Raw genomic sequence first — 26,870 nt, forward strand, 5'->3', positions numbered from 1 at the left:
AGGTCACTGACCAAGCTAACTGCCTCCTCAAGATTACCGATTACGTTTGTACCAATTACTTTTGGTGTCGCACTTCTACAACGGTGTGAACATTACCCCGTGGGTTAAAATCCCCCTTGATGGTGACTTCTTCGGGGTTACAGGCGGCTACGAAGTCATCTAAAATTTGGTTGATACTCTCTTCGTGGGAGATGTAGCGATCTCGGTAGGTATTGATATACAACTTAAGGGCCTTTAGTTCTACCACCAGTTCATTGGGAACGTAGGTGATGTAAATCGTGGCAAAGTCCGGATAACCAGAAAAGGGGCACTTGCAAGTAAATTCCGGTAAGGTGATGTTAATGTTATAGGGACGACCGATACGGGGATTGGGAAAGGTAATAAGTTTTGCCTGGGCAATCTCCTGTTCACCGTATTTAATCTGGGGTGTGTCTACTTCTGGTGATGCTTGTTCCTGGGTAAAGGAATTACTCATTGGTTTTGCTAGGATTAGAAACGATTTGAGGAATTTCTAGGATGGGATTCCCAGTCAGGACAATCTTCTGTGTCCCAACCATAGGGATGCATAGCGCAGACTAATAAATTTCCACCGTAGGCTTGACCGTGATAATGACGGCAACCTATGCAAGCGGGATGTTTCTGTGAGGATGGTGTCACGGAATCAGGAAAATCCTCGTCTGTTTCACTGACCATAACCTCAAAGTCAAAATAAATCTCAACGAACGGTTCAACAATCTCTTGCAAACACTGGTCAATTTCCGCACCAATGGCATTGTCTACCTGATTGGCAAACTCCTCAACTTCATTGGCAAACTCCTCAACCACCTCACTGACACCCTCGAAGAACTCATCGACCATATTAGCCACTGATTCCAGGGTTTCAAAAATACTTTTAGACCAATCATCTTCCATAGTAAACATTTACTCAACAACCATCATGTGCTACAATTCTCTCCGACCTCTTGACTGAACACAAGGGGAAAGGGGTATTTTCGAGTAACCCTAAGCCGAATGGCATGCTCTTTAAGAATTATAGGAGAGCAGGTAGGGTTGGCTGATCGGGTAATGGGGTAATGGGGTGATGGGTATCTGAAGGAGGATAAGGAGGTATTTTGAGGTATTTTCTGGATTATCTCCCATATCTTCCCCTTATCCTCCGGTGTTGTTGTCCACAAATTAATTATAAGTGCTAGATAAGTGCTATAAGTTAGCGCTTTAGCCGACGCAATTCTTCTTGCATAGCTTGCACCTGCTGGCGTAGTTTGTCAACATCCTGCTCTTCGGGTGGTGCTGATTCTTCTTCCTCATCAGTAATAATCTCAATCCGGCGCGGCTCAGGTTTAGGATCATTAGGGTTAGCTTGAGAGGATTGCTGTTGCCCCTGTTGCACTAAATCTTCAACCAGTTTACGGGCTTCCTCGGTAGTCATCTCCCCTTTTTCTACCAGTTCATCTACCAGTTTCTGAGCTTGACCTCGCACTTCTGACAAGGTTCCCCCAGCTTTTTCCCCTGCTGCAGCAGCTATACCGACGCCTAGATAAAACGCTTTTTGAACCAAATTTCCAAAACCAGCCATGAACACTGATACTCCCAGAGTTATCGTAATACTCTATGATTCCAGGATAGGAGTGAAATCCCACTTTGCCCACTCAACTTAGGGTAGACGAACTTAAGGGTGAGCAGGATTACAATAATACTATACAATGCAATACCTCCCTAAGGCAGAAATCTGTTGAGTTGATGAATAAAGTTGTCGTTGGCTTGTCTGGCGGAGTAGACAGTTCCGTAGCTGCCGCCACCCTCTATCACAAAGGATACGAAGTTGTAGGATTGACCCTTTGGTTAATGAAAGGGAAGGGTCAATGCTGCTCTGAGGGAATGGTTGATGCAGCGTTTATTTGTGAACAATTAGGAATTCCCCACCATATTGTGGACAGTCGCGATGTTTTTCAGGAAAACATTGTGGATTACTTAGTGTCGGGTTACCAATCTGGGATTACTCCACTCCCCTGTTCTCAGTGCAACAAGGCAGTGAAGTTTGGTCCGATGCTGACCTATGCCCATGAGACATTGGGGATTGACAAAATAGCCACAGGTCATTACGCCCGGATTACTTATGATGCTGAATGCGATCGCTATCAATTGCGGCGAGCAATAGACTTGACAAAAGACCAGTCATACTTCCTGTATGACTTGACTCAAGACCTGTTGGCGGCTTCCCTATTTCCTTTGGGAGAACTTAAGAAAACGGAAACGCGACGCCTGGCTGCTGAGTATAATCTCAAGACTGCTGATAAACCAGAAAGTCAGGACTTGTGTTTAATCGAATCCCACGGTTCCATGCAGAAGTTCCTGGACAAGTATATTTCCCAAACCACAGGTGACATCGTGGACTTGGATGGAAATGTGGTAGGGCAACATCAGGGAATTCACCACTACACCATTGGACAACGGAAAGGGCTAGGTATAGCTGCTCCCAATCCCTTGTATGTGATTGCCCTGGATGCAGTCAGGAATCGGGTAATTGTGGGTGAACGTCACCAAGCCACCCAAGCTGAATGTACGGTTCATCGGGTCAATTGGGTATCGATTCAGGAACCTAATGTTCCGATTCGAGCTTCTGTGCAAGTTCGCTATCGCTCACCTGCTGTACCTGTGAATGTGATTCCTCTAGAAGGAAATCGGATCAGATTAGTGTTCGATGAACCACAATTCAGCATCACCCCAGGACAGGCTGCTGTTCTGTATGACGGGGAGCTGGTGCTCGGAGGTGGCATTATTGAGCAGCTACCAGAGAAAATAGCCAATGGCAAATTGCTTGAAGGTTGAAGTTTGAAGGTTGAAGGTTGAAGGTTGAAGGTTGTTCGGCCAAGGCGATTCGGTGTAGGGTAGGTTGTTCGCGTAGCGTGGCCGAAAGGCCAAGGTTAGTGGACAGTTAAATCAACTAGTGACCTTGACGAAAGCCGATTGCCATGGTAGTAATATACCTAAGCATTCAGCTATCAGCTAATGGGCTACGCGAACGCTACACCGAACAGCTTTTGAAGAAAACAGTTAAACATTCGTTTAATGTTACTAAAGCCCCAGGTTTGGAGCCTGTGTCACAAAGCTGACCGCTGACTGCTGACCGCTGAATGCTTACAATAATAGACTACCAATTGGTGTCAGAGTATAGATTAATCGTCAGCTGTTCATAACCTGCAGGTACAGCAGTGATACAAGAACAAACAGTCGGTCCATTTTCTATATCTACCTCACAGGCATGACAAGAACCCATCAGGCAACCTGTGGCAATGAACACACCAGCCCTTTCAGCCACTAGAAGGATGGGTTCTCCAACTTCGGCCTCAATTGTCACATCATCTGGTAGAAAGCGAACGCTTACACTCATGTTTGATTAGTCATTTCATTTGTTAGTTTTTTATTGTTAATTGTTTAGTTAATTTTTAATTTATAATTTCCCTTAACGATTTTCCATTTTCCATTTTCCATTCTCAAGTTTACTTTTTCCTTTTGACAAAACTAATCTGATAGTTAACGGTCTAAGACCTTAAAATCGGGGTTAAATCAAGATGAGATTCGATAGTATCAGCCAGTGAATTCAAAAGCGCTTCTCGTTGTTCCCGATAGTTGACAACCCCAGTAGGGAGAGAAGGTAGCCCTCGTCTGGAGCGCAGTTGATTCAACCAGGCACGTCGCCAAGGACTATTGTCAAACATTCCATGGAGATAGCTGCCCCAAATTGATTGATTCACGTCAACAATGCCCAAACCATGGTCATCGAATAAAGCTCGATAAGCAGATTTATTGTCTCCCATCTCCGCCTCAAGCAGTCGCGAACGCCCCTGATGAATTTCGTAACCGGTAATCGGTAAGCCAACTTGAGGATAATTTGATGTCACCATCCGTTGACGGGCAACTTTACCAGTGGTAATCAAGGTTTTTAAGGGCAACAAGCCTAATCCTGGATGACGTCCCTGTTTACCTTCTAAGCCATCAGGATCAACTAGGCTTTTGCCTAGCATTTGAAATCCCCCACAAATTCCCAAAATTGTCCCACCTGAGGCAGCATAGTTTTGAATTTGCTCAGCCATGCCACTTTTTTGGAGTACCATCATGTCCGCAATGGTAGTTTTTGTCCCTGGGAGAATAACTGCATCTGGATATCCCAAGGTTTCATTTGGTGACAGATATTTCAAAAAGACGCTGGGTTCAGCTTCCAGGGGGTCAAAATCAGTAAAGTTAGAAATTCGAGGTAAACGAATGACTACGATAGTGACTTCCTTATTGGACTTGTTCCTGGTGTTGCGATCTAGTAAGTCAAGGGAGTCTTCAGCAGGGAACAGTATATCAATCCAGGGAATAACTCCAACTACAGGAATACCAGTGCGTTCTTCTAACCATTTTATCCCTGGTTCGAGCAGCGATCGCTGACCCCTAAACTTATTAATCACGACACCTTTAATCAAAGCTCTCTCCTCTGGTTCGAGCAGTTCGAGAGTACCGATTACCTGAGCAAAAGACCCTCCACGGTCAATATCTACCACCAGCAAGGTGGGAGCTTTGAGGTACCGCGCCACTCGCATATTGGTCAAGTCGCGATGCTTGATATTAATTTCTACTGGGCTACCAGCTCCCTCACACACGACTAAATCAAACTCATTGGTTAAACGTCGCAGTGATTCTTCAATCACCTGCCAACCCTTATCAAAGTACTTTTCGTAGTACTCCGCAGCACTAACCTTCCCTACGGCTTTACCCATAAGAATCACCTGGGAGGTCATGTCACCCTGGGGTTTGAGTAAAATTGGGTTCATTTCCACACAGGGAATGACACCTGCAGCCCAAGCTTGTACTGCTTGGGCATGTCCAATTTCTCCACCATTGGGTGTAACATAGGCATTTAGAGCCATGTTCTGACCCTTAAAGGGACAGACACGCCAGCCTTGTCGCGATAGAAGGCGACATAGAGCTGTGGTTATCAAGGATTTTCCTGCGTGGGATGTAGTACCCACCACCATAATCGCTTTCATAATTCAGGGTTAGGGCGTCAGAACTAGCCTAGATGATCAATAAATTTAGATATCACCCTGTCACCAACTTGATTTAAACCGACAATCTTAGCCAGCGATTCAAGGTATGATCGAGTCGATCTGATAATGAGGGTGGAGGTAAGGTTTCTCCAAGCCGTTCCCACTTTTCTAACAACTGACGACCCAAAGGTGTCAATCGAAAACTATCCGTAATTCCCTGACCGTCTACTTCTCGACGTAATACACCCACTTGAATCAACCACATTAAATCGTTTTCTACTGCCAATTCCGACCTAGGGCGCGTTGTGTAGTTTTTCTCGACACCTTCAAGACCTACTATAGATAAGAGTGGAACACTGCTAGAACGCATCGCTGCCAATAGAGGCATCCGGAATGGCAAACAGCGCATTGCTTGCTCTGCACGCTTAGTAGTTCGGTCAGGATATTGAATAGGCTGGCTACCTTGAGACTGAATTGAAGTTCTTGCCACAGTTACTAAATCTCAGAACTATACTGACCGCCGATTATCTCTATATTAAGGTTTTTTTGACTTTAGAGGCCAACCTATTGTAATTTACTCTAGAAATTTTTGAATTTACTCAAGACCTAGGGCAAACTGGGCAACAAGCGTGCTTATGTATAATGGTGCTTACAGAAAAGGCACCCTAAAAGTCAAGTTACTACGTAAGTCGTATTACTGTAAACTTTATACATAAGTTCAGTATATTTTTATAGGAAACCAAAGTTATGGCTCTTCAAGTTGGCATGGATGCACCAGCATTTACTGTCAAAGACGACGAAGGCAATACCGTTTCACTGTCGGACTTTGCGGGAAAAACTGTAGTGCTTTATTTTTACCCCAAAGACGATACTCCAGGGTGCACCAAGGAAGCCCAAAGCTTTCGGGATAACTACACTGAGTATCAAGGTAAAGACATGGTGGTACTTGGGGTCAGTATGGATGATGAGGCATCCCACAAACAATTTAAGGAAAAGTATGGTCTGCCTTTCACCCTGCTAGCGGATACGGATGGCGCAATTACCAAGGCTTATGATGTAGATGGTGGCGGTTACTCCAAGCGTGTAACCTACATTATCAACGGCGAGGGCAAAATTACTCACGTTGATGAGACGGTAAAAACCGCTACCCACGCTCAAGATATCTTGGCAGCCATGGGCTAAACAAAGTCAAAACCATCAAACTTCGTCTAAATTTTGGTGAATTTGGGCGAAGTCGTCACTATTTATTTAATCCCTATATATCTAATTTAGAAACTAACTCATCCCCTTAGTGCTGGAGCTGTTAGGTCCCTGTGAGAATCCTGCTAGTAGAAGACGATGAAGGTATTGCCAAAGTAGTAACGGCAGCGCTAGCTAGTCAACATTATCAGGTTGATCTAGCTACAGATGGGGATGAGGGGATAGCACTAGCAGAGATACTTAAGTATGACTTGATTTTGCTAGATTGGATGCTTCCCAAGCTCACTGGGATTGACTTGTGCAAGCAGCTGCGAAACGCACGCGATCGCACTCCAATTATCCTCCTGACTGCCCAAGACACCAGCACTAACAAAGTCGAAGCTTTAGACGCAGGAGCAGATGATTATTTAGTCAAGCCCTTAGACATACCTGAATTATTAGCCAGAATTCGAGCAGTGCTGCGCCGCAGCAGCACCCCCCTACTGCCGGTGCTGGAGTGGGGATTGCTCCACCTTGACCCCAGTAACTGCCAGGTCAGCTACGATCAGGAACTCTTGCATCTGACACCTAAGGAGTATGGTCTAGTAGAGCTGTTTTTACGGAACCCCCACCGCATCTTTAGCCAAAGTTTCCTGCTAGATAATCTGTGGTCTTTTGAAGAACCCCCTACAGAAAATGCCGTTAGAGCTCATATCAAAAGTTTAAGGCGGAAACTCAAGCAAGCTGGAGCCAAAAATGATTTAATTGAAACTGTCTACGGCTTGGGGTATCGGCTCAGACAACCCCCTGAGGAAGGTTCAGCTCAAACAAAGACTGAGAAAAACAAAGGCAAAAAAGTAGCTAAAAAGACACCATCTAACCTCAAACAATCAAAGAGCAAGAGTGATAGTTCCGTTTCCCCATTCCCTAAGGCTCAATCCCAAGAACCAAAGCAATCAGGATTAAGTGCTATTTGGGAACAGCAGAAGTCAAACTATATCAAGCGGATCAATGTATTGGAGCAGTTGGTGACGGCTTGGCGAGATGGTGACGACTGCGGAAAATTGGAACAGGAGGCTTTACGGGAGGCACACACCCTAGCTGGTTCCCTCGGTAGCTTTGGTTTTGATCAAGCTTCTCTCAAATCCCGTGAGATTGAGCAGATATTGAAATCTGCGAAAAAAGTTAGCAAAGAGACCATAGCACATATGTCTCAACTAGTGGTAGAACTAGGAGAACAACTAGAGACAGAGCCTAACCTTCCAAAACCTAGTCAAAGTAAACCACTCTCCACTTTCCACTCCCCATTCCCTATTTCCAACTCCCCACGACTACTGATTGTGGATGATGATTTAACACTAGCGCAAGGGTTAGCTTCAGAGCTAGCAGCCTGGAAAATGCAGGTTGAGGTGGCAGGTGATATATCTCAAGGGAGAAAGGCAATTGCTGGTAACCGCCCAGATGTGGTTCTGCTAGACTTGTGTTTTCCTGAATCATTGGGAAATGGTTTCGAGCTGTTAGAAGAACTGAAAACAACTCAGCCCCCTGTACCTGTTGTAGTATTTACGGCTCAAGAAAGTTTTGCTGAACGAGTCAGAGTGGCTCGTTTGGGGGGAAGGGGTTTTCTTCAGAAGCCTGTAGCACCCCAAAAGGTGATGGATGCGATCGCTAAAGCGTTGCAACAATCCGGTCCACCACAGGCAAAGCTATTGATTGTTGACGATGACCCTCAAATCCTGGATCAGCTACGCACTGTGCTAGAACCTTGGGGATTCCAATTGACTTTGCTAAACGATCCACAACAGTTCTGGGAGACCATAGAGCAGTGTACTCCCGACTTACTGATTTTGGATGTGGAAATGCCGCAGTTTAGTGGTATTGACCTGTGCCAGGTGGTACGCAATGACCCTCGCTGGGGTGAGTTACCCGTGTTGTTTCTCTCTGCTGTTCAAGATGCTGAAACTTTGCAGCAAGTGTTTATGGCAGGGGCAGATGATTACGTACAAAAGCCAATAAGAGACCCGGAGCTATTGGCTCGCGTGTTGAATCGCATTGAGCGCAGTCAACTAAGACTTAAGATGATAGCACAGAAAAATCAAATGTTGTCAGATAAATAAATAACCCTGGTCAGTTAGTGGACGTAGAATTGGCAGATCGGACATAGTAGAGTTGATCACATTTTATTCACAGTTGATGGTTAACGGTTGACTGTCAGCAATCATGTCAATTGTCAACCTAATTATGATCAATTTCTTTGACTATATCTTATTGGCCGAAACCTTTATTTCCCAAAGTAACTGCTACCTTGGGCAGCCTAAAGTAATCTGGCTACACCTGATCAGTGATACTCTCATTACCCTAGTCTACTATGTGATTCCTATACTGCTAGTGTACTTGATCAGGCAGCGGCAGAATCTGCCTTTCAAGGGACTCTTGATTTTGTTTGGGGCGTTTATTATTTGCGGTGGCACCACTCACCTGATGGAAGTATGGACCGTTTGGGATCCAGCTTACTGGCTATCAGGCTCTATTAAAGCAATTACAGCTATAGTTTCTGTCTACACTGCCATAAAATTCTACTTTATTCTACCTCGAATCCAAAATTCACCTAGTCTGGCTGGACTTGAGCAGCTCAACCAGGAGCTAAAATCTCAAATTGAAGAGCGTATTTTGACAGAGCAATCCTTACGGAAACGTGAGCAACGCTGGCAATTAGCACTACACGGAGCTAATCAGGGAATTTGGGACTGGAACCCTAAAACCAATGAAACCTTTTTCTCCAGCCGATGTAAGCAAATGCTGGGGTATGATGAAAACTACGACATCGGAAACTATAACCATCAATGGTGGACACACATCCATCCCGATGATGTAGACCAGGTGATCAAAGCTATGGAGGATCACTTAGCACAAAAAACCTCCTATTATATTCAAGAGTATCGCTTACAGTGCAACGACGGCAGCTACAAATGGATTCTTGACCAGGCACAAGCACTGTGGGATGAAGCAGGTGATGCAGTGCGAGTGGTTGGATCAATTACCGATATTAGCGATCGCAAGCAGACAGAAGAAGCATTGCAAGAAAATGAAAAGGCGCTGAAGTCCAACCAAGAGCGGCTCGAAGCAATTATGAGTTCTCTTCAAGACGTGGTCTGGTCAGTATCACTCCCTTCTGGGATACTGCGCTATGTTAATATAGCGTTCGAGCAAGTTTACGGTCGCCCAACTTTCGAGCTATTCAGCGATCAAGACAACCTCTGGCGACAGTTTATTGTCCCAGTAGACCGTGATCGTGTTGAGAAGGCATGGCGAGCTGTTCAAGAAAACCGTCGTGAATCGTGGGATTTAGAATATAGAATTCAGCTCAGTAATGGAGAAATTCGCTGGCTGAACGATCGCGCTCATGTGGTTATCCGTGATAATGGCACCTCTGTACATCTTCACGGCATCACTACGGATATCACCAAGCGTAAACAGCAAGAAGCTGAACTGCAACAACTCAATCGAGAATTAGAAATTAGGGTTCAACAGCGCACAGCTGCTTTACTCGAAAGTGAACAACGATTCCGCTCGTTGTTTGAATCTGCCCCAGATTTTATCCATATCTTAGATACTCAGGGCATGATTGAGCAAGTCAACCCCGCTGTTATCCAGCAGTCCGGTTATTCTGAATCAGAATTGATCGGTAATCGGTTAGAAGAGTTCTTTACCCCCAGATACCAAAACATTTGCCAGCAAGAGTTTCCAGTTTTACTGGAGCAGGGAACCCATCGTCAAGAAATTGAGTTTGTCTGCAAAAATGGCACTGTTCTTACCACAGACTCCTCCTGCTCAGTGGTTCATGATACCCAAGGAAACATTAGTTATATCTTAGTGTTGCAGCGAGATATTAGTTCACGCAAACGATTTGAAGAAGAACGTACCCAGTTAATTGCTAGTTTACAGGAATCAGAGCGACGGTGGCGCAGCCTTCTCGAAAATGTGCGACTGGTGGTGGTGGGACTAGACCGACAGGGTAAGGTGGAGTATGTCAATCCCTTCTTCCTAGAATTGACTAAGTACACAGCAGCAGAAGTTTTAGGCAAGGACTGGTTTGAAAACTTCCTACCCAATTCCCAGCAACAGTCAGTACAGCAATACTTCCAGGACATCCTAGATCCAGACTTTCAATCCCACTATCAGCACTCGATTCTAACTAAGTCAAAGCAAGAAAAAATTATTGCTTGGAATAATACCCTACTCCAAAATGTCCAAGGAGAGGCAATTGGCACCATGAGTATTGGGGAAGATATTACCGAGCGCTACGCTATTGAACGGATGAAAGATGAATTCACCTCCGTGGTCAGCCACGAACTCCGTACCCCCTTAACCTCGATTCATGGTGCCTTGAACCTGTTATCAACTGGTCTAATTCAACCTCAGTCTGAACGAGGACAGCGTGTGATTGGCATTGCCGCTGACAGTGCTGAGCGTTTAGTGCGACTAGTTAACGATATTTTGGAACTCGAACGTCTGGAATCTGGTAAGATCCGTTTGTCGAAGCAGCCAGTGAATGCAGCTGAGTTGATGGTTAAAGCTGTTGATCAGGTGCAGGTGATGGCTAATCGAGCTGGGATTAAATTGGAAGTCTCGCCCCAAGCCATTGAATCTGAGATTGAATTCGAGGCTGATAGCGATCGCATTATTCAAGTCATAACCAATTTACTTAGCAATGGGATTAAATTTTCAGACAGAGGTTCTAGTCTATGGTTAACAGTGGAACTGCAACACCCAGAGGAACTAGAAACCACCTCACCCCTTGACCCAAACAGTGCCACTATCTTATTTACTGTTAAAGACCAAGGTAGGGGAATTCCTGCTGACAAACTTGAAAGCATATTCGGGCGTTTTCAACAGGTTGATGCCTCCGATGCCCGTAAAAAAGGAGGGACGGGTTTGGGGTTAGCGATTTGCCGTAATATAGTGGAGCAGCACGGAGGAAAAATCTGGGTTGAGAGTACTGTTGGTGAAGGCAGCAGTTTTTATTTTACCTTACCACAACAAACAGCAGCAGCAGCAGAAGGTGATCACCATGACAACTAAGCGCATTTTAGTGATTGATGATGATGATGGGGTTCGAGAAATCATCCAATTTTCTCTAGAAGCAGCAGCAGGGTGGGAAGTGTTGACAGCTGCTTCTGGTAAAGAGGGATTAGCTAAGGCTGAGGCAGATCAGCCTGATGCTATTCTGCTAGATGTCATGATGCCCGAGCTGGATGGACCGGCTACCTTTCGACAGTTACAAGCTAATGCAGTAACGGCGGATATCCCAACAATTTTGCTAACCGCTAAAGCTAGGAGCAGCGAGCAAAAGCAGTTTCTAGATTTGGGGGTAACTGGAGTTATTACCAAGCCGTTTAAACCTATGGAATTGGTCGAGGAAATCCAAGGGATTCTTAATTGGCTCGATTGACTCATCGAAGTGTTAGGTTTTATTAAAACTCCCAAACCTGCAGCAAATCATAAGGAACTTGATTAGGATTAATTGCTGGTAAATTAGTCGGCTTAGTAAACTTACCTTACTTAATTAATTGCTCAGGACTTACGCAGCTACACCAGATATAGAGGTAAAGGTGCGTTACGCTTCGCTAACAAACCCTACAAATAGAGACTTTGCGTAAGTCCTATTCCTGCAACAAAGCGGTTAATAACTCTCATTTTCGTGAAAGCGATCGCTTTCACTTGCGCCACAATATCTGGACAACAAATTAAACACAGCGATGCAGCGCGCTCAAAGGAGACCACCCCATTCGGGCTTTGCATCAAGACAATGAATCGAGGGTTAATTTCCGACTGTATCTTCCATGAGTTAATTGGTATCAAAGCCTTATATACTAAGCTTTTTAGGGCTCATATCACCCCCTCATAAACTCCAGTCAATATTGATTAATTCAAATCTAAGCCAGTCAACATTACTACAATTACTATTTTGCTTGACCATGGATATCATTATTAAAAAATAACTATTAATTTCAAGAAAGTCTATCCGGCTATTATGAATCGCAGGATTTTTTTAAAAAAATCAGTCCAACCTTGTGTAGTGGAGTTTTAAAAAAGCTTATAATATGGATAGCATCAAGGCACTACCTAACTCATTAATTTTCTTAATAAAAAAGAATGAAAAAACACTTTTTACAGTTTAGAACCGGCATGGCTGGAGTCAATAAAACCATACCGACTGCTGATGGCAGTTATCAAAAAATAGTGTATGCAGATTGGGCTGGAAGTGGACGAAATTACCTGCCTATTGAGGCCAGAATACAGCAAGAAATAATGCCCCTGATCACGAATACTGAAGCCGAAGTCAATTACACAAGAACAGCAATGACACATGCATACAATACAGCCAGAAAAATTATTGCAGAACATATCAATGCCAGTATAGACGATATTATTATTACTGCATCATCAGGTGCAACTATGCTAATCAAAAGGTTTCAGACAATGCTGGGATTGACACCAAAAACAAATGTCACGCAATCTCTCCCGAGCAACAAAAAGCCAGTGGTATTTGTAACACATATGGAGCATTATTCCAATCATGATAGTTGGATGGAGACTGACGTAACAGTCGAAGTCATTAATCCCGATTGTACTGGGCTAGTTGACCTTGGGCATTTGCAGGAACTTCTACACAAGTATAGGGAATTTCCCCTCAAGATGGCGTCAGTCACAGCCTGCTCTAATCTTACTGGTATAAGTCCACCATTTAACTCTATCGCAAAAATCATGCATGAAGCCGGAGGATTCATATTTGTTGATTTTTCCTGCTCTGCCCCATACGTTGATATTGACATGCACCCTCCTCAAGAGAATACTCACTTAGATGCTATTTTTTTCTCATCTCATAAATTCTTGGGAGGACCTGGTTCCTGTGGTGTCTTAGCATTTAACAGAAAACTCTATCATCAAGTGAACTTCCTCTTTAGGGGAGAGTCTAGAGAAAATCAACCAAGGCATTTTGACAATTACAAAACTATCAAAGAAATTGAAAGACTAGAATACAGCGGAACTCCGGCATTACTCCAGACAATAAGAGCAGCTATGTGTATTCGCTTGAAAGAAGAGATGGGGGTTGACAAAATACTCTCACGAGATCAGATACTTTTGAATATGCTGTGGAAGAAACTCGAAATAATCCCTAACCTTCATATTATGGCATCTCAGCATCGATATAGACTTCCTATTATCTCATTTTATATAGAAAATTTGGACTCGTATATAGGAGCAAGATTGCTCAACGATAAATTTGCAATACAGTGCAAAGCCAGTCGTGCAGCACCCGGAAGCTACGGGTATAGTCTTCTAAAAGAAGGTAAGCCAGAAAGTCAAGAGGATAGGTTCAATTATAACCAGCAGCACAACCCACAATTAGGGTGGATTAGAGTTTCCCTCCACCCTGTCATGATGGATGAAGAAATTAAATTCATAGCAGATAGTATAATACAGCTAGCCAATCGGCATCAAGAATGGAGTCAAGACTATTTGTATGATAGATATCGAAACTCTAAATCACAAGCAAGTATCAATCTAGACTGTCAAGCTCAAGAAGCAATGACAACGATTTTTTCACGTAGTTTTGTCCATTAATTTAACTGAGACTTTAGGAATGACTGAAAAGACTAATAAGCGTTACCCGCTAACAGAAGAAGAAAGAGTTTTTTTTGATGACAATGGATACTTAATACTGAAAGGCGTCTTACCTGATGATGTAGTGACATTAGCTTTAGAGAAGGTCGATGATTTATGGAGAAAGCACAAACAGAAAGAGCCAGAATCTCAATCTATTCACTTGTTTGACTTTGTAGAAGAAGAAGATTTCTTTCTTAATCTATTAGATTGGGATAAAACTATCACTAAAGTTGTCAACCTATTAAGCTCTAACATTTTCTTATTCCATTCTCATTTAGATGTCAACTTACCGGGTGAACAACCATTGCCGATAGAGAAGCTAGAATGGCATCGAGATAGTGACATCATAGAAATGGATCTCAATGTATTGAAAACTCATATGTTTTCTGTCAAGGTTTCTTACTGGCTCAGTGATGTATCAAAGCCAAATCGGGGAAATCTTCTGATAATTCCTGGGAGCCACAAGATGGAAAGATCATCTCTTTCCAAAGCAGATTTTGAAAAAGCAGTCCCGATGCTTGTTGCCCCAGGAGATGCTGTATTTTTCGATCGAAGGGTTTGGCATGCTCGAAGCCCAAATATCTCTAGCGTTACAAGGAAAGCTCTTTTTTATGGATATAGTTTTAGATGGCTGGCTTCACGGGATATTTTTAGAAGACATAAAAAAACAGATAACCCTGTTTGGAATCAACTCCTAGGCTGCTATGAAGATCCTAGATCTCGCTATAAACCCAATCTTAAAGATCTACCTATGGGTATTTGGGATGTAGATAGGTGATAATATCTCTTGAAAAGTAGCGATCGCTACTTTTGCAAGAGTTCTAATGGTAGACAGGAGTGGAGCTCATGCCGGTCATGCTTTTATTTTATCCGACGAGTTCCAGCATTTCCCCCGTTTTATTCGGTCTAATTTAACACTTGAACAGGCATCATCCCTAGCTCTGGAGAAATCAAGCCGGATCAAATATTGATAGGAAATCTTCTTGCCTACATCTTTTTACATCCTCAGCTATCCTAACCATCTTCCAATGCTCATTTCTCAACTCTATATTAGGTGAATGAATATTATACTTCCAAAATCTCCAGAAAGAGGTTGCAGTTGCCGCATAACCGATTAATACCTGTAAAAGCTCTTTTTCTAGAGGCTCTAACGAGCGAACCTGTTCATATCCCTTGATGAAATATTTCGCTTTAACAATATCAATTTTTTCTTGGTTTTGGCATAGTCCAAGGATTCCCATTCCCAAGTCAAATAAGAGGTAATAGTAACAAGATTGCTCAAAGTCAATAAAGGCTTTCAAGTTATTTTTTTCATATAAAATGTTATCATAAAAAAGATCACCATGAATTAAGCCCATTGGTAACTTAATGGGCAATAAAAAATTGAGATCTTGATACTGATTCTTGAGCCATGACTCATAAGACAGATCAATTGACTTGCCAAAAACTGTTGAAAAAAGCTCCAGTCCATAATCGTGTGACTGAGGTAAATAAGGAGGAGCAGGAACTCTATGTAGTTGTGCCATAACACGACCAACCTGTTCTAAGAGAGTTTCGTTTAATAAAGTAGGCACTGTTCCGTTAATCCATTTCTTGACTAGAACAGGTTTTTCATGCCATTGAGTTACTATTTTATCGGAATAAGTTGTTTGAACTTGAGAAGTGGGGAATTTGTATCTTTCTAAATATTGAAGAAGATACCCCATCGTGCATATTTTTTCTAGAGAAGCTTCTTCAAAGACAGTTACTATGTATTTTCCATCTTTAGACTGTAAGCAGTAGTTTGAATTAGCATTTCCTCCATTAATAGGAAAAGAATTGATCGCTTCAATACCATAGTATGAAGCTATTTTTTCTAACTCAAAAGAGCTTATATTAGTATATATTGCCATCTTTAATAAAATTCTATTATCAAAACATCTCGAAACCCTTTATCACTTCCAGGCAATGGTTTTATATCTGTTACTCCATGGTAAACCAGAGTATCAAGGACAAAGATAGTCTCTCCAAAATTACTTAAGTTTATTTCTTCTATTAACTTCAGATTGTTGTCATATATTTTAGTAGTTCCTCCTGTGATCTGACTTTTATTTATGAAATGAATTGCGAAAAAAGGATGCCCATCCTTATGGATACCTTCAGGTGTTACTCGCCCAGTATTTTGGGCTGTAGTAAGAGTTCTAATTTGGTGAATTCCCATATTATATTCCTTACTAGTTATAAGGCCATGTTTTAAGAAAAAACAAAAATCATAATTTATTAAGTCAATGAAAATTGGATCAGTCAATAAATTGTCATCTATCTTTTCAAAAATTCTGCTTTGACCTCCAAACAGCCTGTTAAATCTCTCTCCCTGAAAATAAGTTGATCTCAAATATTCAATCTCACTATTTCTGTGAAAGATTATGTTTGAATATCTTCTCTGCCTAAATTTATGATCGCCTTCAATATAGGGATCAGTTACTAAATGATTCCAGTAATTCAAAAAATCTGGATTTTTAGGCTTTATTGATCCGTCGTCCAACTGCAAATGAAGATATCCTTCTTTTCTTAAACTAGACATAGTTCTGATGAATATTTTCTCCTAAATTCTTTCTCCTATCGGAACTTAGACAAAAATCAAGACCAAACATAGCCCAAAGAGGCTTTGTAAGCAGCAAACACGTCCTGATTCTGCTTGAGCCAATTGACATGCGCGATCAGACATGGCGGCTCCGTTATGCTTCTAAAGCTTCTGTGAATGTGTTCATTCGCGTAGCGAATGGCCAAGCTTTGTTAGAGCATTGCCTTCTTAGACCCCAGGGTAAAGGTATCTTATTTTGAAATGCTTACTGCATATCAGATTCATACTATAACGTAGTTTTGCGTATGAATCTTGAAATCTTTGTCTTGATGGTAAGGATTCTATACTTTAGATGCATTTGCCCTGGGTTCAAAGATATCACCATTCCCAAGCAGGAGGGGGAAGAAGGTGCGATGTATGAATTAACTTGGTATGATGGAACATCACCTCAGTTCCATCTTCGGAATCTTCCCCATCTTCGGTATCCCCGAGATATCCCCCCTCGACCTCTGGTTAAGATTTGCATAATTGGGATGCTCCCGATTCGATAGCACTCACCTTTGAGATCTTACAGATTACCCCTAAGTTGGTAGCCTACCCAATCACAGTATCTTCACATTTGCGCCCTAATTTGTATTTGTAGGTAAGGTAAATCGATCTTGGGTTGAACTTCGGGGTATGGGTATGATTTTTTCAAACAAAGGTAGCAGTTCCAGTAATTGTTCCAACGCCACTCCTTTGGAGCAATTATCCCTGAGTCCCACGATCAGTCCTACGATCGATTTAGCTTATCCTCACCACCCAGAGCACCAGAGGAGACAAACCTTCACACCAGTTGTCCTGGGTATCAACAGTTTGCTTTTGACCAAGGAAGGAAACATGGGTACCACCAGCCAAGCCCAGGACTATGAGTCATACATCGGATTAGCTGTGGATGTATTTCAGAGTCAAGACTCAACATTTATCAAATCTCTTAAAGACTTTCTGACTGTTTTACCCAGTCCCACTTATATTGAGCAAGTCTTACTGGCAGCGGTTTATCGACTACCAGAGATTAACCTTGATGCTTGTTACTGGCTATTGCGTCATCCCGATTATTTGATGCCCGAACTTGACTTAGTGGCAGTAGCGATGGCTGTCGCAATCAAGAAGCTTCAGGAGCAAGGGTTAGTGTTGGGTCAAGATTTTAGCATTGAACCGAATGGTCAGTTATCTCTCAGTACTCTGGCAAAAGATAAGTTATGGTTCGGTAGCTCAACTAGCGATCGCCTCTTGCTAGAACGGATTCTGCAAGTTGGGGATTAATCTTGATCATGAATTTATAAAGCCTGGAGCGATGAACAAAACAATTTTATTAATTGAAAATGATAAAGTATTGCGCTCAAATTTCTCCGATTTACTTGAATTAGAAGGATTTAATGTCCTTACTTCAGACGATGGTTGGCTCGGTTTAAATTTAGCTAAAGTTGTCCGACCTGATTTAATTATTTGTGAAATTAATATACCATCCCTTGATGGGTATGAGCTTCTCCAGATATTACGAGATAGGTTAAAGACAGCGAAAACACCGTTTATATTTCTAACCAGTCAGTCAAAGGAGGATGGCTATGCTCGCGCTAAGGAACTTGGAGCCAATGATTATCTAACCAAACCTGTAGATAGTCGGGAACTGTTAGCAGCAATTAATCAGCAGTTAAGAATACTTCCCTTGACTTCAAACAGGGCTTAAAACAAGCTATTTACTAATTAAAAAACCAGTTCGCCATAATAAATCGGTTTGCAAAAGGAGTGTAAACGATGGGTAAAACCCTTGTTCACGTAACTACACCGATAGTGATTCAAGAAATTGAAAACGTCTTAGCAACGTATCCGGAGTTTCCCTATCAAGACGTGTTTTCTCAGTCTAAAATACGCCAGGATTTAATTGCTTATGTCCTCAGCAGAATTCCGAATCATTACGAAGCCCTAGACAAGATTGAACCATCATCAAAAAGCCAAGAATTACGTCACTTATCCTCAGAGCATAAGCTGTATTTAGAAAACTTGATTCACACAGGAATCTATCATATCTTGCATCTAATGTTAAACTACAGCTGGGATAATTGCCCGATGCCTAAAACGTTTACCTCAAGGTCTATCTCCTGTGATTCCTTAGCTTGATTTCCCAAAGTTTATATCATAAAATAGCAGTTCTCAATTGGGTATTGAGAACTGCTATACCATCCATGGGATAACCCGTAAACCAAGTGATTAACCAGACTTGATATCAATCCTGATCCAAACCTGATCCAAAGCGTCTAAGTAAGATTATCGGTAACTTTCGCTAACTCCAGACGTAGCAGGCTGGTTTTCTGGATATTGGTTTTGTGGATATTGGTTTTCTGGAGATACAACTTGGGGATTGCGCAACCGTTCCAACTGTAAACGCCGAAACTCAGAAGCAGCATCGTCTAGTCTCTGAGACTGTCCCTGATTGAACTGATCGATATCAACTGTACCCAATTGGGCATTATGGATTAAATCAAAAGCGTTGAAACCACTGTCTCCAAACCCCCCAAATGTGTCTTGCTCGTTAGGGTTATTAAAATTTTCATCCGCTCGAATAGTACCTATACTTTGGGCAGTAGCGGACCCGTGCAGTAACGCTGTAGTAATGCCAAGGGCTACACTCAATACAGCTACAGTAAAAACAGATTGGTTGCTGATCGTCATAGGAATCCCCCCTCAATGGATAAATCTCGCTGGTCTACTGCTATAGAGTTATATATAGTTAACTTGAGTTAACTTGTAAATTAACCTGGACAATTGTTACAGGTTCATTTTGGACGGTTGACGCGACCCTGTCAATAGTCAACCGTCAACGGTCAACCATCAACAAAAAGCTATCAACTCAACTACTACTAGATTATTGGCAATGGCTTCTAGCAGTTTTCAATTGGGTGAGGTACAAATTTATGGGTTGCGCGGGAGTAGGGAGTAGGGAGTCGGGAGTCGGGATGCAGTTAGGTCTTTCGGGTTTTCCCCATCTCCCCATCTCCCCATCTCCCCATCTCCCCATCTCCCCATCTCCCCGCCCCCGGCTAGCAAGGGTAACACCGGCCTATGGCTAAGGCTCTAGGGTGAATAGTTACAACCGGCGGCTCAGTAGTGGAGAAATTGCGAGTAATACGACTGTGCTAAAACCAAGCAATACCAACAGGGATTGGCCAAAGGTAATAGATCCCCAGGGAGCCTGCATCACAAGACTACCAAAAGACCAGTCATTGTGGAGATAGAGATAGCGAATTGGTTCAATGGCATAGCTGAGGGGGTTAAGACTGGCTACCACCTGTAACCATTTGGGCATGAAGGATAGAGGAGCAAGGGCTGTGCTGGCAAAGAGTAGGGGTAAGTTGGTAACAAAAATGACTGCAATTAGTTCAATGTGACCCGGTAGGGCAAATGCTAGTCCTAGACTGAGAGCTGTGACTCCCACCACCAGCAAGAATACAATCAAGGCAATCATAGCCAGACCGGCTAGGTTGGGTAAACCAGCTCCTAAAAAGGCACTGGCGGTGACAATTGCCACAGTTTGCAGCAAACTCAGAGCGATTATATATATGGCTGAGGCTGCAACAATAGAGAAGCGAGATACTAACGGAGCTACGAGTAAGCGGTTGAGGAAACCAAATTCCCGGTCAAACATGATCGGTAAGCCAGCATTGAGTGCTCCAGCAAAGGCGGTAAACACAATCACCCCTGCACCGAGGAATTTGCCATAGCTCAAACTCTCGCCAAAAATCCCTTGAGGAGCGTTTTGGAATAATGCCCCAAATAGGATTAGCCACATTAGGGGCTGGATAATACCAGCCATTAAGGTAGAAGGACGCCGTTGCAGCTGAATAAACAGGCGTTTGGTTAGGGCTAGGGTTTCTTGGATAAATTCACTTACACCAGGAGTATCATTGACTGGGATTGGTGCAGTAAGGTCTGGTTGCCAGTTAAGGTCGGATTTAGGAGGGGTAAAGGTTTCACTCATATTTATTTCTACAATAGATTCTTACAATAATTGGAGCAATCTTTATTTACTTTCCACTAAGCTCTGTCCTATCTCTCCTTTAGGCCATATTTTGTTTACGCTCTGCCTTGGGATCCCGTTTCCCAGCCTCAGCCAATTCAGCATCCATCAGGGTTTTACCTGTGGCAGCCAGGTAGACATCATCTAGGCTAGGTCGCGACTGAGCAATCCCAAAGGTCGGTAAACTAAGGTCTTTCAAGGCTTGCTGAATGATCATTAAGGCATCGCTTTGGGGTTTAACCACAAGGTTGAGGGAATTGCCCTGATTGCTGTTAATAATCACCTCTCGCACAAAGGGCAGAGACTGCAGCATATCTTTGGCTTCCTTGGCTTCTTCAATGGGGGAGAATTCCCGGATGCGCAGGGTAATGCGATCGCCTCCAACACTATCCTTTAACTGAGATGGTGTCCCCTCAGCTATGATCAAGCCTTTGTCAATAATTGCGACTTGGTCAGCTAATGCGTCTATTTCTTCGAGGTAGTGGCTGGTGATTAGTAATGTGGTTCCTGAGTCTCGCAACTTTTGCAACAGTTCCCATACCACAAATCTGCTCTCAATGTCAAGACCTACTGTGGGTTCGTCTAGTACTAAAACATCGGGTTGGTGGAGTAAGCCAGCGGCTAAGTCCAGCCGCCGACGCAGACCACCAGAGTAAACGCCCGTTTTTTTATTGGCATACTCCTTGAGCTGCAAAATGTCAAGCAGTTTATTGATGCGTTCTTTGGCAACTGCTTTGGGGAGGTGATAGAGGTCAGCTTGCAATTGGAGTAGTTCTTTACCAGTGAGTACCTTATCTAGGGCAACTTCTTGGGCTACATAGCCTAGGCGGCGGCGTGCTGCCCTAGGATTGTGTAGTACTGAAATGCCAGATACCTCAATTTTTCCAGCGTCCGGTGCCGTGAGAGTGCATAGGCAACGAATGGTGGTGGTTTTACCGGCACCATTAGGACCGAGTAAGCCAAAAATTTGACCCGGTTCGACTTGTAAGGAGATGTCTTTGACAGCTTGGACATCTCCATAGCGTTTTTGGAGGTTCTGGATTAATACAGCGGCAGCCATAAGCTTTCCCTATGCCGGTCAGGGATACACAAATCTCAACACTTGTTATTTTAGCCGGTTGCCCTGGTTAGGGGTAAGATGTATTGTTTTTAACCAAAACTGCTGAGGAGTGATTGGGTGTATAGCCCAGTCTCTGGATGCGTTCGCGTAGCGTGACCAAAGGTCAATCGCGTAGCGGCTCGTACCGAGCATCGCAAAGCGTGACCATTCGCGTAGCGTGGCCAAAAGGCCAAGGTCAATCGCATCCACTCAAGCTACACTTAATATACACTCAATCTACACTCAATATATGGCGTAGCTGTCTTAACTTGTTACGGATTAGTGATCGCTAACCTTTTCACACAGACAAAAGCACCAGCCTAACTCACCAGCGGCAATTGCCTCCTGGGTTTTCTTAAAGGCAGCGCTCAAATCTGGATAGCCCTCCCGAGCCAGCTCAGACACCAGTTCGTAACTCTTGTTCAGGTGTGCGCTCAAGTCCTTTACCTGCAAAACGTTAAATCCGATCTCAGTGAGTTTTTCTGCATAGACTTCGGGGCTAAATGTCGGCTCAAACAGCAGTCGGTTGTAAACGTGCTTGCGGGCTGCCTCACTAACTTCCTCAATTGGTGTTACCAAGTCATCAAACAGGAAGATTCCTCCTACCCCTAGGACACGGTGAACCTCCGCCAGAGCTTTATCAAGCTCGTGGATGTGGTAAAGAGCGCCTTGACTCCAGGCATGGGTAAAGGAGCCATCTGGAAAAGGTAGGTTAAGGGCTGATTCCTTTTGGAAGCTCACCCGCAAAGAGGGGAAATTACTAGCCTTAGCTCGAGCATTCTCGATATAACTGCTACTAATATCGATTCCTACTACCTCACATCCCGTTTGCTGAGCCAGCCAAACGGCAGCGTTGCCATTTCCACAAGCAACTTCTAGTACCCGGGAGTCGGCAGTAATACCGCTCTGTTCCAGCATATATTCATCCCAGCGCTTGCAGGCTGGCACAAAGTCCTCAGGCCGAGCCTTGGCTAAGTTTTCGAAATAACCCCAGTGGAGACTGCCTTCTGGATCCCAGAAACTGCGGAAACGTTGGTCTCGTTCGCGATCATCAAACAATGCCTCGGTCTGAGCTTCGGTAAATCTACTTTTTTGCATAGTTAATCCCAGTTAATTCCACGCTCTTGTTGGTTTCTGATACTGATCAAAATTTAGACTATAGCAATCCTATTTGAATTGTTCAACTTGCTCTTTTATCAGGGTATACCAGTTGTTGTGCCTTATAAGATTTTTAAGGATAATTTTGGTTTTCACAAATGACTTAGGATTGCTATAGTCCCCCTAAATAGTATATAGTTTTATAGGTTCCGGTGTTCGTAAAGTAAAGTGAATAAAATGGAATCGCTTCGCGTTTGGTACACCACACATAATTGTATCACCTACTTGAAAATAATAACAATAGGCAGGTTTAGCATATGAACATTTTCACCAAGCTTGAGTCAGAAGTCCGAAGCTACTGTCGATTGTTTCCAACAGTCTTTACCAAGGCAGTGGGAGATACCTTGATAGATGAGAGTGGGCGTACTTATATAGATTTCTTGGCAGGTGCTGGTGCCCTCAACTACGGACATAATAACCCCAAGCTCAAAAAGCGTCTCCTCGAATACATTGAGTCAGATGCCATCACCCACAGCCTGGATATGTTCACCTCTGCCAAGCAGCAGTTTCTAGAACGTTTCGAGGAAGTAATCTTAATACCGCGAGGACTAAACTATAAAGTTATGTTTACCGGTCCTACAGGGACTAATTCTGCGGAGGCTGCTTTGAAGCTAGCCCGTAAAGTGACTGGTCGAAAAACAGTGATCTGTTTTACCAAAGGCTACCACGGTCATACTTTAGGTGCCCTAGCTGTTACACCTAATCCGACCTATCAAAAGGCTGCGGGCATTCCCCTCGGTAATGTCTTAACGGTGCCGTTCGAGGATAAAAATGGCACCAAAGACGACAGTCTTGATTACTTAGAAAAACTGGTTGATGACCTGAGCATAAATCAGGAAAAACCCGCAGCAGTTATCCTAGAAACTGTTCAATCTGAGGGAGGAATTAATGTGGCTAGTGTTCCTTGGCTGCAACGCCTTGCCCAGATCACTCAAGAGCGAGAAATTTTGCTAATTGTTGATGATATTAAAGTGGGATGTGGTCGAACTGGTCCTTTCTTTAGCTTTGAGCGGGCAGGGTTAAAACCTGATTTAGTTTGTCTGGCTAAATCTTTAAGCGCCTATGGAAACCCGATGGCTGTAGTGCTGATTCGACCTGATTTAGACTGTTGGAAACCAGGGGAACACAGTGGGACTTTCCGAGGCAATAATCTAGCTTTTGTGACTGCCACAGCTGCTCTCGACGAGTACTGGGAGACAGATACTTTTGCCCAGGAAATCGCGGACAAAGGTGAGGTCATGAAGAGCCGACTCAAAGACATGATCACTCGTTATCCAGAAGTCGGCGGCGAACATCGAGGACTTGGTTTGATTCAAGGAATCGCCTGTGAACAAAAGGGGCTGGCTAAAAAAGTTAGTAATGAAGCTTTCAAGCGGGGTTTAATCTTTGAACCCATGGGAGTGAACAAAGAAGTGATTAATCTTCAGTCTACATTAACGATTGATCCCGACACTTTGACCCAAGGGCTAGATATTTTGGAGGAAAGCATTGGAGCTGCTCTCTCAAACTGACTTTGTCAAACCAGCAGCTTCTAAAATTTCTGTCAAGACTTTACCATGATATTCCCAGGGTAAAGTATCAACTGCAAGCTCTTGGACTGCTGTATCTCCATCTACCGCTGGTCCCTCTTTGACCACAGTGGTCAAAATATGTTTATCGGTCTCTAAGGTTAATCCCTCAGTTAACTTAGATTTCAAGTCTGGTCGGAGTAAACCAACAGCAGTGAGTAACCCGATTGCTGCCCAATTTGATACACCGCAAACGATGAGGTGATTACAAGGAATATTGCAGGCAATTTGTTCTCCTGTGCTAATACTTTTGGCAATGAGTTCTTTAGGAAGTGTTCCCATACCTAGTTCATTGCCAGCATCACCAATTCCAATGGAAATTATTTCACTTAGGATAAATAGGAGATGCAAAGGAGCGGTATGAGCGGTGATATCATTCCCGATCATATTTCGGACAGTACCATCGTAACTTGGGCCTGCTCTTTCAATAGAGATAACATGGGAAACTGGTGGTTCAGCACTTTGCCATGAATTCACAATAGAAGAAACGGAGGGATCTTCTGCACTCGCTGCATCGACAGGAACGACATCAAAAGGAACTTGAGCAGGTATTCCTGCTGCCCGAGCAGCAACCTTGACAGCATTAAGGCATAGAGGATCGGTAACTAGACGGACAGGGATTCCAACTCTAAGTAATGCCGCTGCTAGGTGAGCGCAACCGATGGGGCCATCCGTTTCCGCCGCTGGAGGAGTTCCATGGGGAACAAAAAAGCCTGTCATAATAGCCACATGGGGGGATGGATGTTCCGCGATGGAGCGAGCTGCACCAAGCAGCCCCCCCTTGGCAGCCTCCACAAGGGGCTCTATACCATTACCTATATCCCGTCCACAGATGTTTTCAATTTTTTCTATCCGGGTTTTGACTTCTGGAGAATTTCCAAATGCAGCAGTCATAAGCAATTAAACAGATGCTCCTAAATCAACTAACTTTTTAGAAACTGTCTCCTGGATGACTTGGTTGACACTATTTTCGAGGAGGTCTAGCCCTTTGTCTAATACTTCTTCGGAAATTGTTAAAGGCGGGAGACATCGAATCACCTGCCCCTGTGCGCCAGCTGTTTCCATGATTAGCCCATTAGCAAAGGCTGTCCGAATTACTCTATTAGCTAGGTTGCCATCTTTGCAGTCTAAGCCCTGAATCATGCCCCTGCCTCTAACAGAAAAACCGGCCTCCGGGTTATTTTTTGCGATCTGTTCCAATCGAAGCTGCATTATGGTTCCTTTTTGTTTAACGGAGGCTGAAAGACTGTCGTCTTGCCAATAAATTTCCAAGGCTGCTTTGGCGGTAACAAAGGCTAGGTTAGGTCCTCTGAAGGTGCCACTGTGTTGACCTGGTTTCCACTGGTCTAATTCGGGTTTGATCAGCACCAATGAGAAAGGAAGACCAAATCCACTCAAGGATTTGGAGATAGTAACAATGTCAGGGGAAATACCTACTTCTTCAAAGCTGAAAAAGGAACCAGTCCGTCCACATCCGACTTGAATGTCGTCTACAACTAAAAGCACATCATGTTTACGACAGACTTTTTCAAGCGATCGCAACCACTCAAAGCTGGCCACATTGACCCCACCTGCTCCCTGAATTGTTTCTACAATCACTGCTGCTGGAAGTGCTACCCCACTACCTCTGTCGGAAAGGACTTTGTCTAGGTACTCTGTAGTATCAATATCCGAACCCAAGTACCCATCATAGGGTATAAAACTTACCCCTGCGGTCGTGATTCCTGCAGCGTCTCGCTGGGAAGTGTTGGCAGTTGTTGCTAAGGAACCTAGGGTTACGCCATGGTAGCCATTGGAAAAGGCAATGACCGTTTCCCGTCCCGTTATGTTGCGGGTCAGTTTTAGGGCTGCCTCCACAGCATTGGTTCCTGTCGGTCCAGGAAACTGAACTTTGTAATTCAATTGCCTGGGTTTAAGGATAATGGCTTCCAAAGCTTCGAGAAACTCCTCTTTCGCTACGGTTGCTAAATCGAGACCATGGACAATACCGTCGGACTCCAGATAACCCAGCAGTCGTTCTTTGAGTTGTGGGTTGTTATGTCCGTAATTGAGCGTACCCACTCCACTGAGAAAGTCAATGTACTTAATACCTTCTTTATCTTCTAGAACAGCTCCTTGTGCTTTCTTAAACACCGTGGGAAATAAACGGCAGTAGCTTCGCACATTGGATTCCAATTGATTGAAGATTCTCATGAGATTATCCTCATTAGTGTTATACGTGATGCTTTCCGCAAGCTACCTCAAGGTTCTGCTACTTACCTTTCAACTGGTGGCGATTCCTACTCACCCCCTCACCCATTTCTCTTTTCATCAACTCACCAAATCCTAGGGTAGGAATCGCCAGGATGTCATGACTCAGCTACATTAGTCAGCTACATTAGTCAGCTAACACTTAACTCTTAAGCTGACAGTTAGCTTGACACTCCCCGCTTTAAAAAGACGGGGATTCCATGATCTTTGACCGGCCTTAAACCTTCGTGTCCAAATGGCAATATCTAAGCCGAAATCCCGTCAAGACTAAGATTTCAGTTCAGCTCACGAA

The 26,870-nt window shown here is 43.6% G+C and carries 29 protein-coding genes; 12 read left to right on the forward strand and 17 right to left on the reverse strand.

What is annotated here, in order from left to right; genetic code table 11:
- Positions 1-55: 55 nt before the first annotated feature.
- The 3 genes from queF to F6K63_RS16200 all read right to left on the reverse strand — a co-directional run bounded on the left by queF (position 56) and on the right by F6K63_RS16200 (position 1,576).
- The gene (gene queF, locus F6K63_RS16190) at positions 56-475 is read right to left on the reverse strand and encodes a preQ(1) synthase (protein ID WP_071102086.1); all 420 of its coding nucleotides are present in this window, start codon (positions 473-475) and stop codon (positions 56-58) included.
- Positions 476-489: 14 nt separating this feature from the next.
- The gene (locus tag F6K63_RS16195; protein ID WP_083373485.1) at positions 490-921 is read right to left on the reverse strand and encodes a hypothetical protein; all 432 of its coding nucleotides are present in this window, start codon (positions 919-921) and stop codon (positions 490-492) included.
- Between the two features lie 286 nt (positions 922-1,207).
- Positions 1,208-1,576 (reverse strand): phasin-related domain-containing protein, encoded by a 369-nt coding sequence (locus F6K63_RS16200; protein ID WP_071102084.1) that lies wholly within the window; start codon positions 1,574-1,576, stop codon positions 1,208-1,210.
- Between the two features lie 164 nt (positions 1,577-1,740).
- Between F6K63_RS16200 and mnmA the strand changes: the two genes are divergently transcribed.
- A complete protein-coding gene (mnmA, locus tag F6K63_RS16205) occupies positions 1,741-2,829 on the forward strand; it encodes a tRNA 2-thiouridine(34) synthase MnmA (protein ID WP_287312692.1) in 1,089 nt (362 codons plus the stop codon).
- On the opposite strand, the gene F6K63_RS16210 is transcribed toward mnmA, so the two are convergent.
- The 4 genes from F6K63_RS16210 to F6K63_RS16225 all read right to left on the reverse strand — a co-directional run bounded on the left by F6K63_RS16210 (position 2,788) and on the right by F6K63_RS16225 (position 5,523).
- The gene (locus tag F6K63_RS16210; RefSeq protein ID WP_267871977.1) at positions 2,788-2,922 is read right to left on the reverse strand and encodes a hypothetical protein; all 135 of its coding nucleotides are present in this window, start codon (positions 2,920-2,922) and stop codon (positions 2,788-2,790) included. The two genes, mnmA and F6K63_RS16210, sit on opposite strands and share 42 nt — an antisense overlap.
- Positions 2,923-3,151: 229 nt before the next feature.
- The gene (locus F6K63_RS16215; protein WP_008179060.1) at positions 3,152-3,391 is read right to left on the reverse strand and encodes a 2Fe-2S iron-sulfur cluster-binding protein; all 240 of its coding nucleotides are present in this window, start codon (positions 3,389-3,391) and stop codon (positions 3,152-3,154) included.
- Positions 3,392-3,542: 151 nt separating this feature from the next.
- On the reverse strand, positions 3,543-5,033 hold the full coding sequence (cobQ, locus tag F6K63_RS16220) for a cobyric acid synthase CobQ (protein WP_008179064.1): 1,491 nt from the start codon (positions 5,031-5,033) through the stop codon (positions 3,543-3,545).
- Positions 5,034-5,106: 73 nt separating this feature from the next.
- Entirely contained in the window at positions 5,107-5,523 is a 417-nt protein-coding gene (locus F6K63_RS16225; RefSeq protein WP_008179066.1) for an Npun_F0494 family protein, read from the reverse strand.
- Positions 5,524-5,780: 257 nt separating this feature from the next.
- Between F6K63_RS16225 and F6K63_RS16230 the strand changes: the two genes are divergently transcribed.
- The 6 genes from F6K63_RS16230 (at position 5,781) to F6K63_RS16255 (ending at position 14,661) form a co-directional block, all read left to right on the forward strand.
- The gene (locus tag F6K63_RS16230; RefSeq protein WP_008179068.1) at positions 5,781-6,215 is read left to right on the forward strand and encodes a peroxiredoxin; all 435 of its coding nucleotides are present in this window, start codon (positions 5,781-5,783) and stop codon (positions 6,213-6,215) included.
- 131 nt (positions 6,216-6,346) lie between these two features.
- Positions 6,347-8,329, forward strand: a complete 1,983-nt coding sequence (locus tag F6K63_RS16235) for a response regulator (RefSeq protein ID WP_287267069.1) — start codon at positions 6,347-6,349, stop codon at positions 8,327-8,329.
- A gap of 124 nt (positions 8,330-8,453) precedes the next feature.
- Positions 8,454-11,294 (forward strand): PAS domain-containing sensor histidine kinase, encoded by a 2,841-nt coding sequence (locus tag F6K63_RS16240; protein WP_287267071.1) that lies wholly within the window; start codon positions 8,454-8,456, stop codon positions 11,292-11,294.
- Positions 11,284-11,664: a response regulator gene (locus tag F6K63_RS16245; RefSeq protein WP_008179073.1), complete on the forward strand. Its 381-nt coding sequence runs from the start codon at positions 11,284-11,286 to the stop codon at positions 11,662-11,664. The genes F6K63_RS16240 and F6K63_RS16245 overlap by 11 nt, the downstream gene beginning before the upstream one ends.
- Before the next feature lie 704 nt (positions 11,665-12,368).
- A complete protein-coding gene (locus F6K63_RS16250; protein WP_287295318.1) occupies positions 12,369-13,841 on the forward strand; it encodes an aminotransferase class V-fold PLP-dependent enzyme in 1,473 nt (490 codons plus the stop codon).
- A 19-nt stretch (positions 13,842-13,860) separates the two neighbouring features.
- Entirely contained in the window at positions 13,861-14,661 is an 801-nt protein-coding gene (locus tag F6K63_RS16255; RefSeq protein ID WP_008179075.1) for a phytanoyl-CoA dioxygenase family protein, read from the forward strand.
- A gap of 172 nt (positions 14,662-14,833) precedes the next feature.
- Here the strand turns inward: F6K63_RS16255 and F6K63_RS16260 are convergent, their stop codons facing one another.
- Both F6K63_RS16260 and F6K63_RS16265 read right to left on the reverse strand, forming a co-directional pair.
- A complete protein-coding gene (locus F6K63_RS16260; RefSeq protein WP_008179082.1) occupies positions 14,834-15,775 on the reverse strand; it encodes a homoserine kinase in 942 nt (313 codons plus the stop codon).
- 2 nt (positions 15,776-15,777) lie between these two features.
- The gene (locus tag F6K63_RS16265; RefSeq protein WP_008179083.1) at positions 15,778-16,446 is read right to left on the reverse strand and encodes a 2OG-Fe dioxygenase family protein; all 669 of its coding nucleotides are present in this window, start codon (positions 16,444-16,446) and stop codon (positions 15,778-15,780) included.
- 305 nt (positions 16,447-16,751) lie between these two features.
- Here F6K63_RS16265 and F6K63_RS16270 point away from each other — a divergent pair, with 305 nt between their 5' ends.
- The 4 genes from F6K63_RS16270 to F6K63_RS16285 all read left to right on the forward strand — a co-directional run bounded on the left by F6K63_RS16270 (position 16,752) and on the right by F6K63_RS16285 (position 18,606).
- Entirely contained in the window at positions 16,752-16,997 is a 246-nt protein-coding gene (locus F6K63_RS16270) for a hypothetical protein (RefSeq protein ID WP_008179085.1), read from the forward strand.
- A gap of 133 nt (positions 16,998-17,130) precedes the next feature.
- Entirely contained in the window at positions 17,131-17,751 is a 621-nt protein-coding gene (locus tag F6K63_RS16275) for a RasGAP domain-containing protein (protein WP_287312693.1), read from the forward strand.
- Between the two features lie 31 nt (positions 17,752-17,782).
- The gene (locus F6K63_RS16280; protein ID WP_044492223.1) at positions 17,783-18,175 is read left to right on the forward strand and encodes a response regulator; all 393 of its coding nucleotides are present in this window, start codon (positions 17,783-17,785) and stop codon (positions 18,173-18,175) included.
- Positions 18,176-18,243: 68 nt separating this feature from the next.
- Complete coding sequence (locus F6K63_RS16285; protein WP_008179091.1) at positions 18,244-18,606, forward strand: late competence development ComFB family protein; 363 nt, start codon at positions 18,244-18,246, stop codon at positions 18,604-18,606.
- A 147-nt stretch (positions 18,607-18,753) separates the two neighbouring features.
- Here F6K63_RS16285 and F6K63_RS16290 read toward each other — a convergent pair whose 3' ends face one another.
- The 6 genes from F6K63_RS16290 to F6K63_RS16315 all read right to left on the reverse strand — a co-directional run bounded on the left by F6K63_RS16290 (position 18,754) and on the right by F6K63_RS16315 (position 22,700).
- Positions 18,754-19,158, reverse strand: coding sequence for a hypothetical protein (locus F6K63_RS16290; protein ID WP_287312694.1), 405 nt, complete (start codon positions 19,156-19,158; stop codon positions 18,754-18,756).
- A gap of 240 nt (positions 19,159-19,398) precedes the next feature.
- Positions 19,399-19,533: a hypothetical protein gene (locus tag F6K63_RS16295; RefSeq protein ID WP_287312695.1), complete on the reverse strand. Its 135-nt coding sequence runs from the start codon at positions 19,531-19,533 to the stop codon at positions 19,399-19,401.
- A 40-nt stretch (positions 19,534-19,573) separates the two neighbouring features.
- Positions 19,574-20,464, reverse strand: a complete 891-nt coding sequence (locus tag F6K63_RS16300) for an ABC transporter permease (RefSeq protein ID WP_287312696.1) — start codon at positions 20,462-20,464, stop codon at positions 19,574-19,576.
- A gap of 79 nt (positions 20,465-20,543) precedes the next feature.
- Positions 20,544-21,563: an ABC transporter ATP-binding protein gene (locus F6K63_RS16305; RefSeq protein ID WP_287312697.1), complete on the reverse strand. Its 1,020-nt coding sequence runs from the start codon at positions 21,561-21,563 to the stop codon at positions 20,544-20,546.
- Positions 21,564-21,652: 89 nt separating this feature from the next.
- On the reverse strand, positions 21,653-21,802 hold the full coding sequence (locus F6K63_RS16310) for a hypothetical protein (RefSeq protein WP_287312698.1): 150 nt from the start codon (positions 21,800-21,802) through the stop codon (positions 21,653-21,655).
- A gap of 79 nt (positions 21,803-21,881) precedes the next feature.
- Positions 21,882-22,700, reverse strand: a complete 819-nt coding sequence (locus F6K63_RS16315) for a class I SAM-dependent methyltransferase (protein WP_287295397.1) — start codon at positions 22,698-22,700, stop codon at positions 21,882-21,884.
- A 317-nt stretch (positions 22,701-23,017) separates the two neighbouring features.
- On the opposite strand from F6K63_RS16315, the gene ectB (F6K63_RS16320) reads away from it, so the two are divergent.
- Complete coding sequence (ectB, locus tag F6K63_RS16320) at positions 23,018-24,271, forward strand: diaminobutyrate--2-oxoglutarate transaminase (RefSeq protein WP_287295399.1); 1,254 nt, start codon at positions 23,018-23,020, stop codon at positions 24,269-24,271.
- Here the strand turns inward: ectB (F6K63_RS16320) and F6K63_RS16325 are convergent.
- Together F6K63_RS16325 and ectB (F6K63_RS16330) are read right to left on the reverse strand one after the other, a co-directional pair.
- Entirely contained in the window at positions 24,263-25,222 is a 960-nt protein-coding gene (locus F6K63_RS16325; RefSeq protein ID WP_008179105.1) for a glutamate cyclase domain-containing protein, read from the reverse strand. The genes ectB (F6K63_RS16320) and F6K63_RS16325 overlap by 9 nt on opposite strands.
- Positions 25,223-25,228: 6 nt before the next feature.
- On the reverse strand, positions 25,229-26,521 hold the full coding sequence (gene ectB / locus F6K63_RS16330; RefSeq protein ID WP_287312699.1) for a diaminobutyrate--2-oxoglutarate transaminase: 1,293 nt from the start codon (positions 26,519-26,521) through the stop codon (positions 25,229-25,231).
- Positions 26,522-26,870 lie beyond the last annotated feature (349 nt).

The organism is Moorena sp. SIO1G6, assembly GCF_010672795.1.
In the GTDB taxonomy this organism is placed as follows: domain Bacteria; phylum Cyanobacteriota; class Cyanobacteriia; order Cyanobacteriales; family Coleofasciculaceae; genus Moorena; species Moorena producens.

Excerpts from the sequence above, each read along its gene's own strand:
- queF (WP_071102086.1), bottom strand. The coding sequence starts at position 475 with ATGAGTAATTCCTTTACCCAGGAACAAGCATCACCAGAAGTAGACACA.
- F6K63_RS16195 (WP_083373485.1), bottom strand. The coding sequence starts at position 921 with ATGTTTACTATGGAAGATGATTGGTCTAAAAGTATTTTTGAAACCCTG.
- F6K63_RS16200 (WP_071102084.1), bottom strand. The coding sequence starts at position 1,576 with ATGGCTGGTTTTGGAAATTTGGTTCAAAAAGCGTTTTATCTAGGCGTC.
- mnmA (WP_287312692.1), top strand. The coding sequence starts at position 1,741 with ATGAATAAAGTTGTCGTTGGCTTGTCTGGCGGAGTAGACAGTTCCGTA.
- F6K63_RS16215 (WP_008179060.1), bottom strand. The coding sequence starts at position 3,391 with ATGAGTGTAAGCGTTCGCTTTCTACCAGATGATGTGACAATTGAGGCC.
- cobQ (WP_008179064.1), bottom strand. The coding sequence starts at position 5,033 with ATGAAAGCGATTATGGTGGTGGGTACTACATCCCACGCAGGAAAATCC.
- F6K63_RS16230 (WP_008179068.1), top strand. The coding sequence starts at position 5,781 with ATGGCTCTTCAAGTTGGCATGGATGCACCAGCATTTACTGTCAAAGAC.
- F6K63_RS16240 (WP_287267071.1), top strand. The coding sequence starts at position 8,454 with ATGATCAATTTCTTTGACTATATCTTATTGGCCGAAACCTTTATTTCC.
- F6K63_RS16245 (WP_008179073.1), top strand. The coding sequence starts at position 11,284 with ATGACAACTAAGCGCATTTTAGTGATTGATGATGATGATGGGGTTCGA.
- F6K63_RS16250 (WP_287295318.1), top strand. The coding sequence starts at position 12,369 with ATGAAAAAACACTTTTTACAGTTTAGAACCGGCATGGCTGGAGTCAAT.
- F6K63_RS16255 (WP_008179075.1), top strand. The coding sequence starts at position 13,861 with ATGACTGAAAAGACTAATAAGCGTTACCCGCTAACAGAAGAAGAAAGA.
- F6K63_RS16260 (WP_008179082.1), bottom strand. The coding sequence starts at position 15,775 with ATGGCAATATATACTAATATAAGCTCTTTTGAGTTAGAAAAAATAGCT.
- F6K63_RS16265 (WP_008179083.1), bottom strand. The coding sequence starts at position 16,446 with ATGTCTAGTTTAAGAAAAGAAGGATATCTTCATTTGCAGTTGGACGAC.
- F6K63_RS16270 (WP_008179085.1), top strand. The coding sequence starts at position 16,752 with ATGAATCTTGAAATCTTTGTCTTGATGGTAAGGATTCTATACTTTAGA.
- F6K63_RS16275 (WP_287312693.1), top strand. The coding sequence starts at position 17,131 with ATGATTTTTTCAAACAAAGGTAGCAGTTCCAGTAATTGTTCCAACGCC.
- F6K63_RS16280 (WP_044492223.1), top strand. The coding sequence starts at position 17,783 with ATGAACAAAACAATTTTATTAATTGAAAATGATAAAGTATTGCGCTCA.
- F6K63_RS16285 (WP_008179091.1), top strand. The coding sequence starts at position 18,244 with ATGGGTAAAACCCTTGTTCACGTAACTACACCGATAGTGATTCAAGAA.
- F6K63_RS16290 (WP_287312694.1), bottom strand. The coding sequence starts at position 19,158 with ATGACGATCAGCAACCAATCTGTTTTTACTGTAGCTGTATTGAGTGTA.
- F6K63_RS16300 (WP_287312696.1), bottom strand. The coding sequence starts at position 20,464 with ATGAGTGAAACCTTTACCCCTCCTAAATCCGACCTTAACTGGCAACCA.
- F6K63_RS16305 (WP_287312697.1), bottom strand. The coding sequence starts at position 21,563 with ATGGCTGCCGCTGTATTAATCCAGAACCTCCAAAAACGCTATGGAGAT.
- F6K63_RS16315 (WP_287295397.1), bottom strand. The coding sequence starts at position 22,700 with ATGCAAAAAAGTAGATTTACCGAAGCTCAGACCGAGGCATTGTTTGAT.
- ectB (WP_287295399.1), top strand. The coding sequence starts at position 23,018 with ATGAACATTTTCACCAAGCTTGAGTCAGAAGTCCGAAGCTACTGTCGA.
- F6K63_RS16325 (WP_008179105.1), bottom strand. The coding sequence starts at position 25,222 with ATGACTGCTGCATTTGGAAATTCTCCAGAAGTCAAAACCCGGATAGAA.
- ectB (WP_287312699.1), bottom strand. The coding sequence starts at position 26,521 with ATGAGAATCTTCAATCAATTGGAATCCAATGTGCGAAGCTACTGCCGT.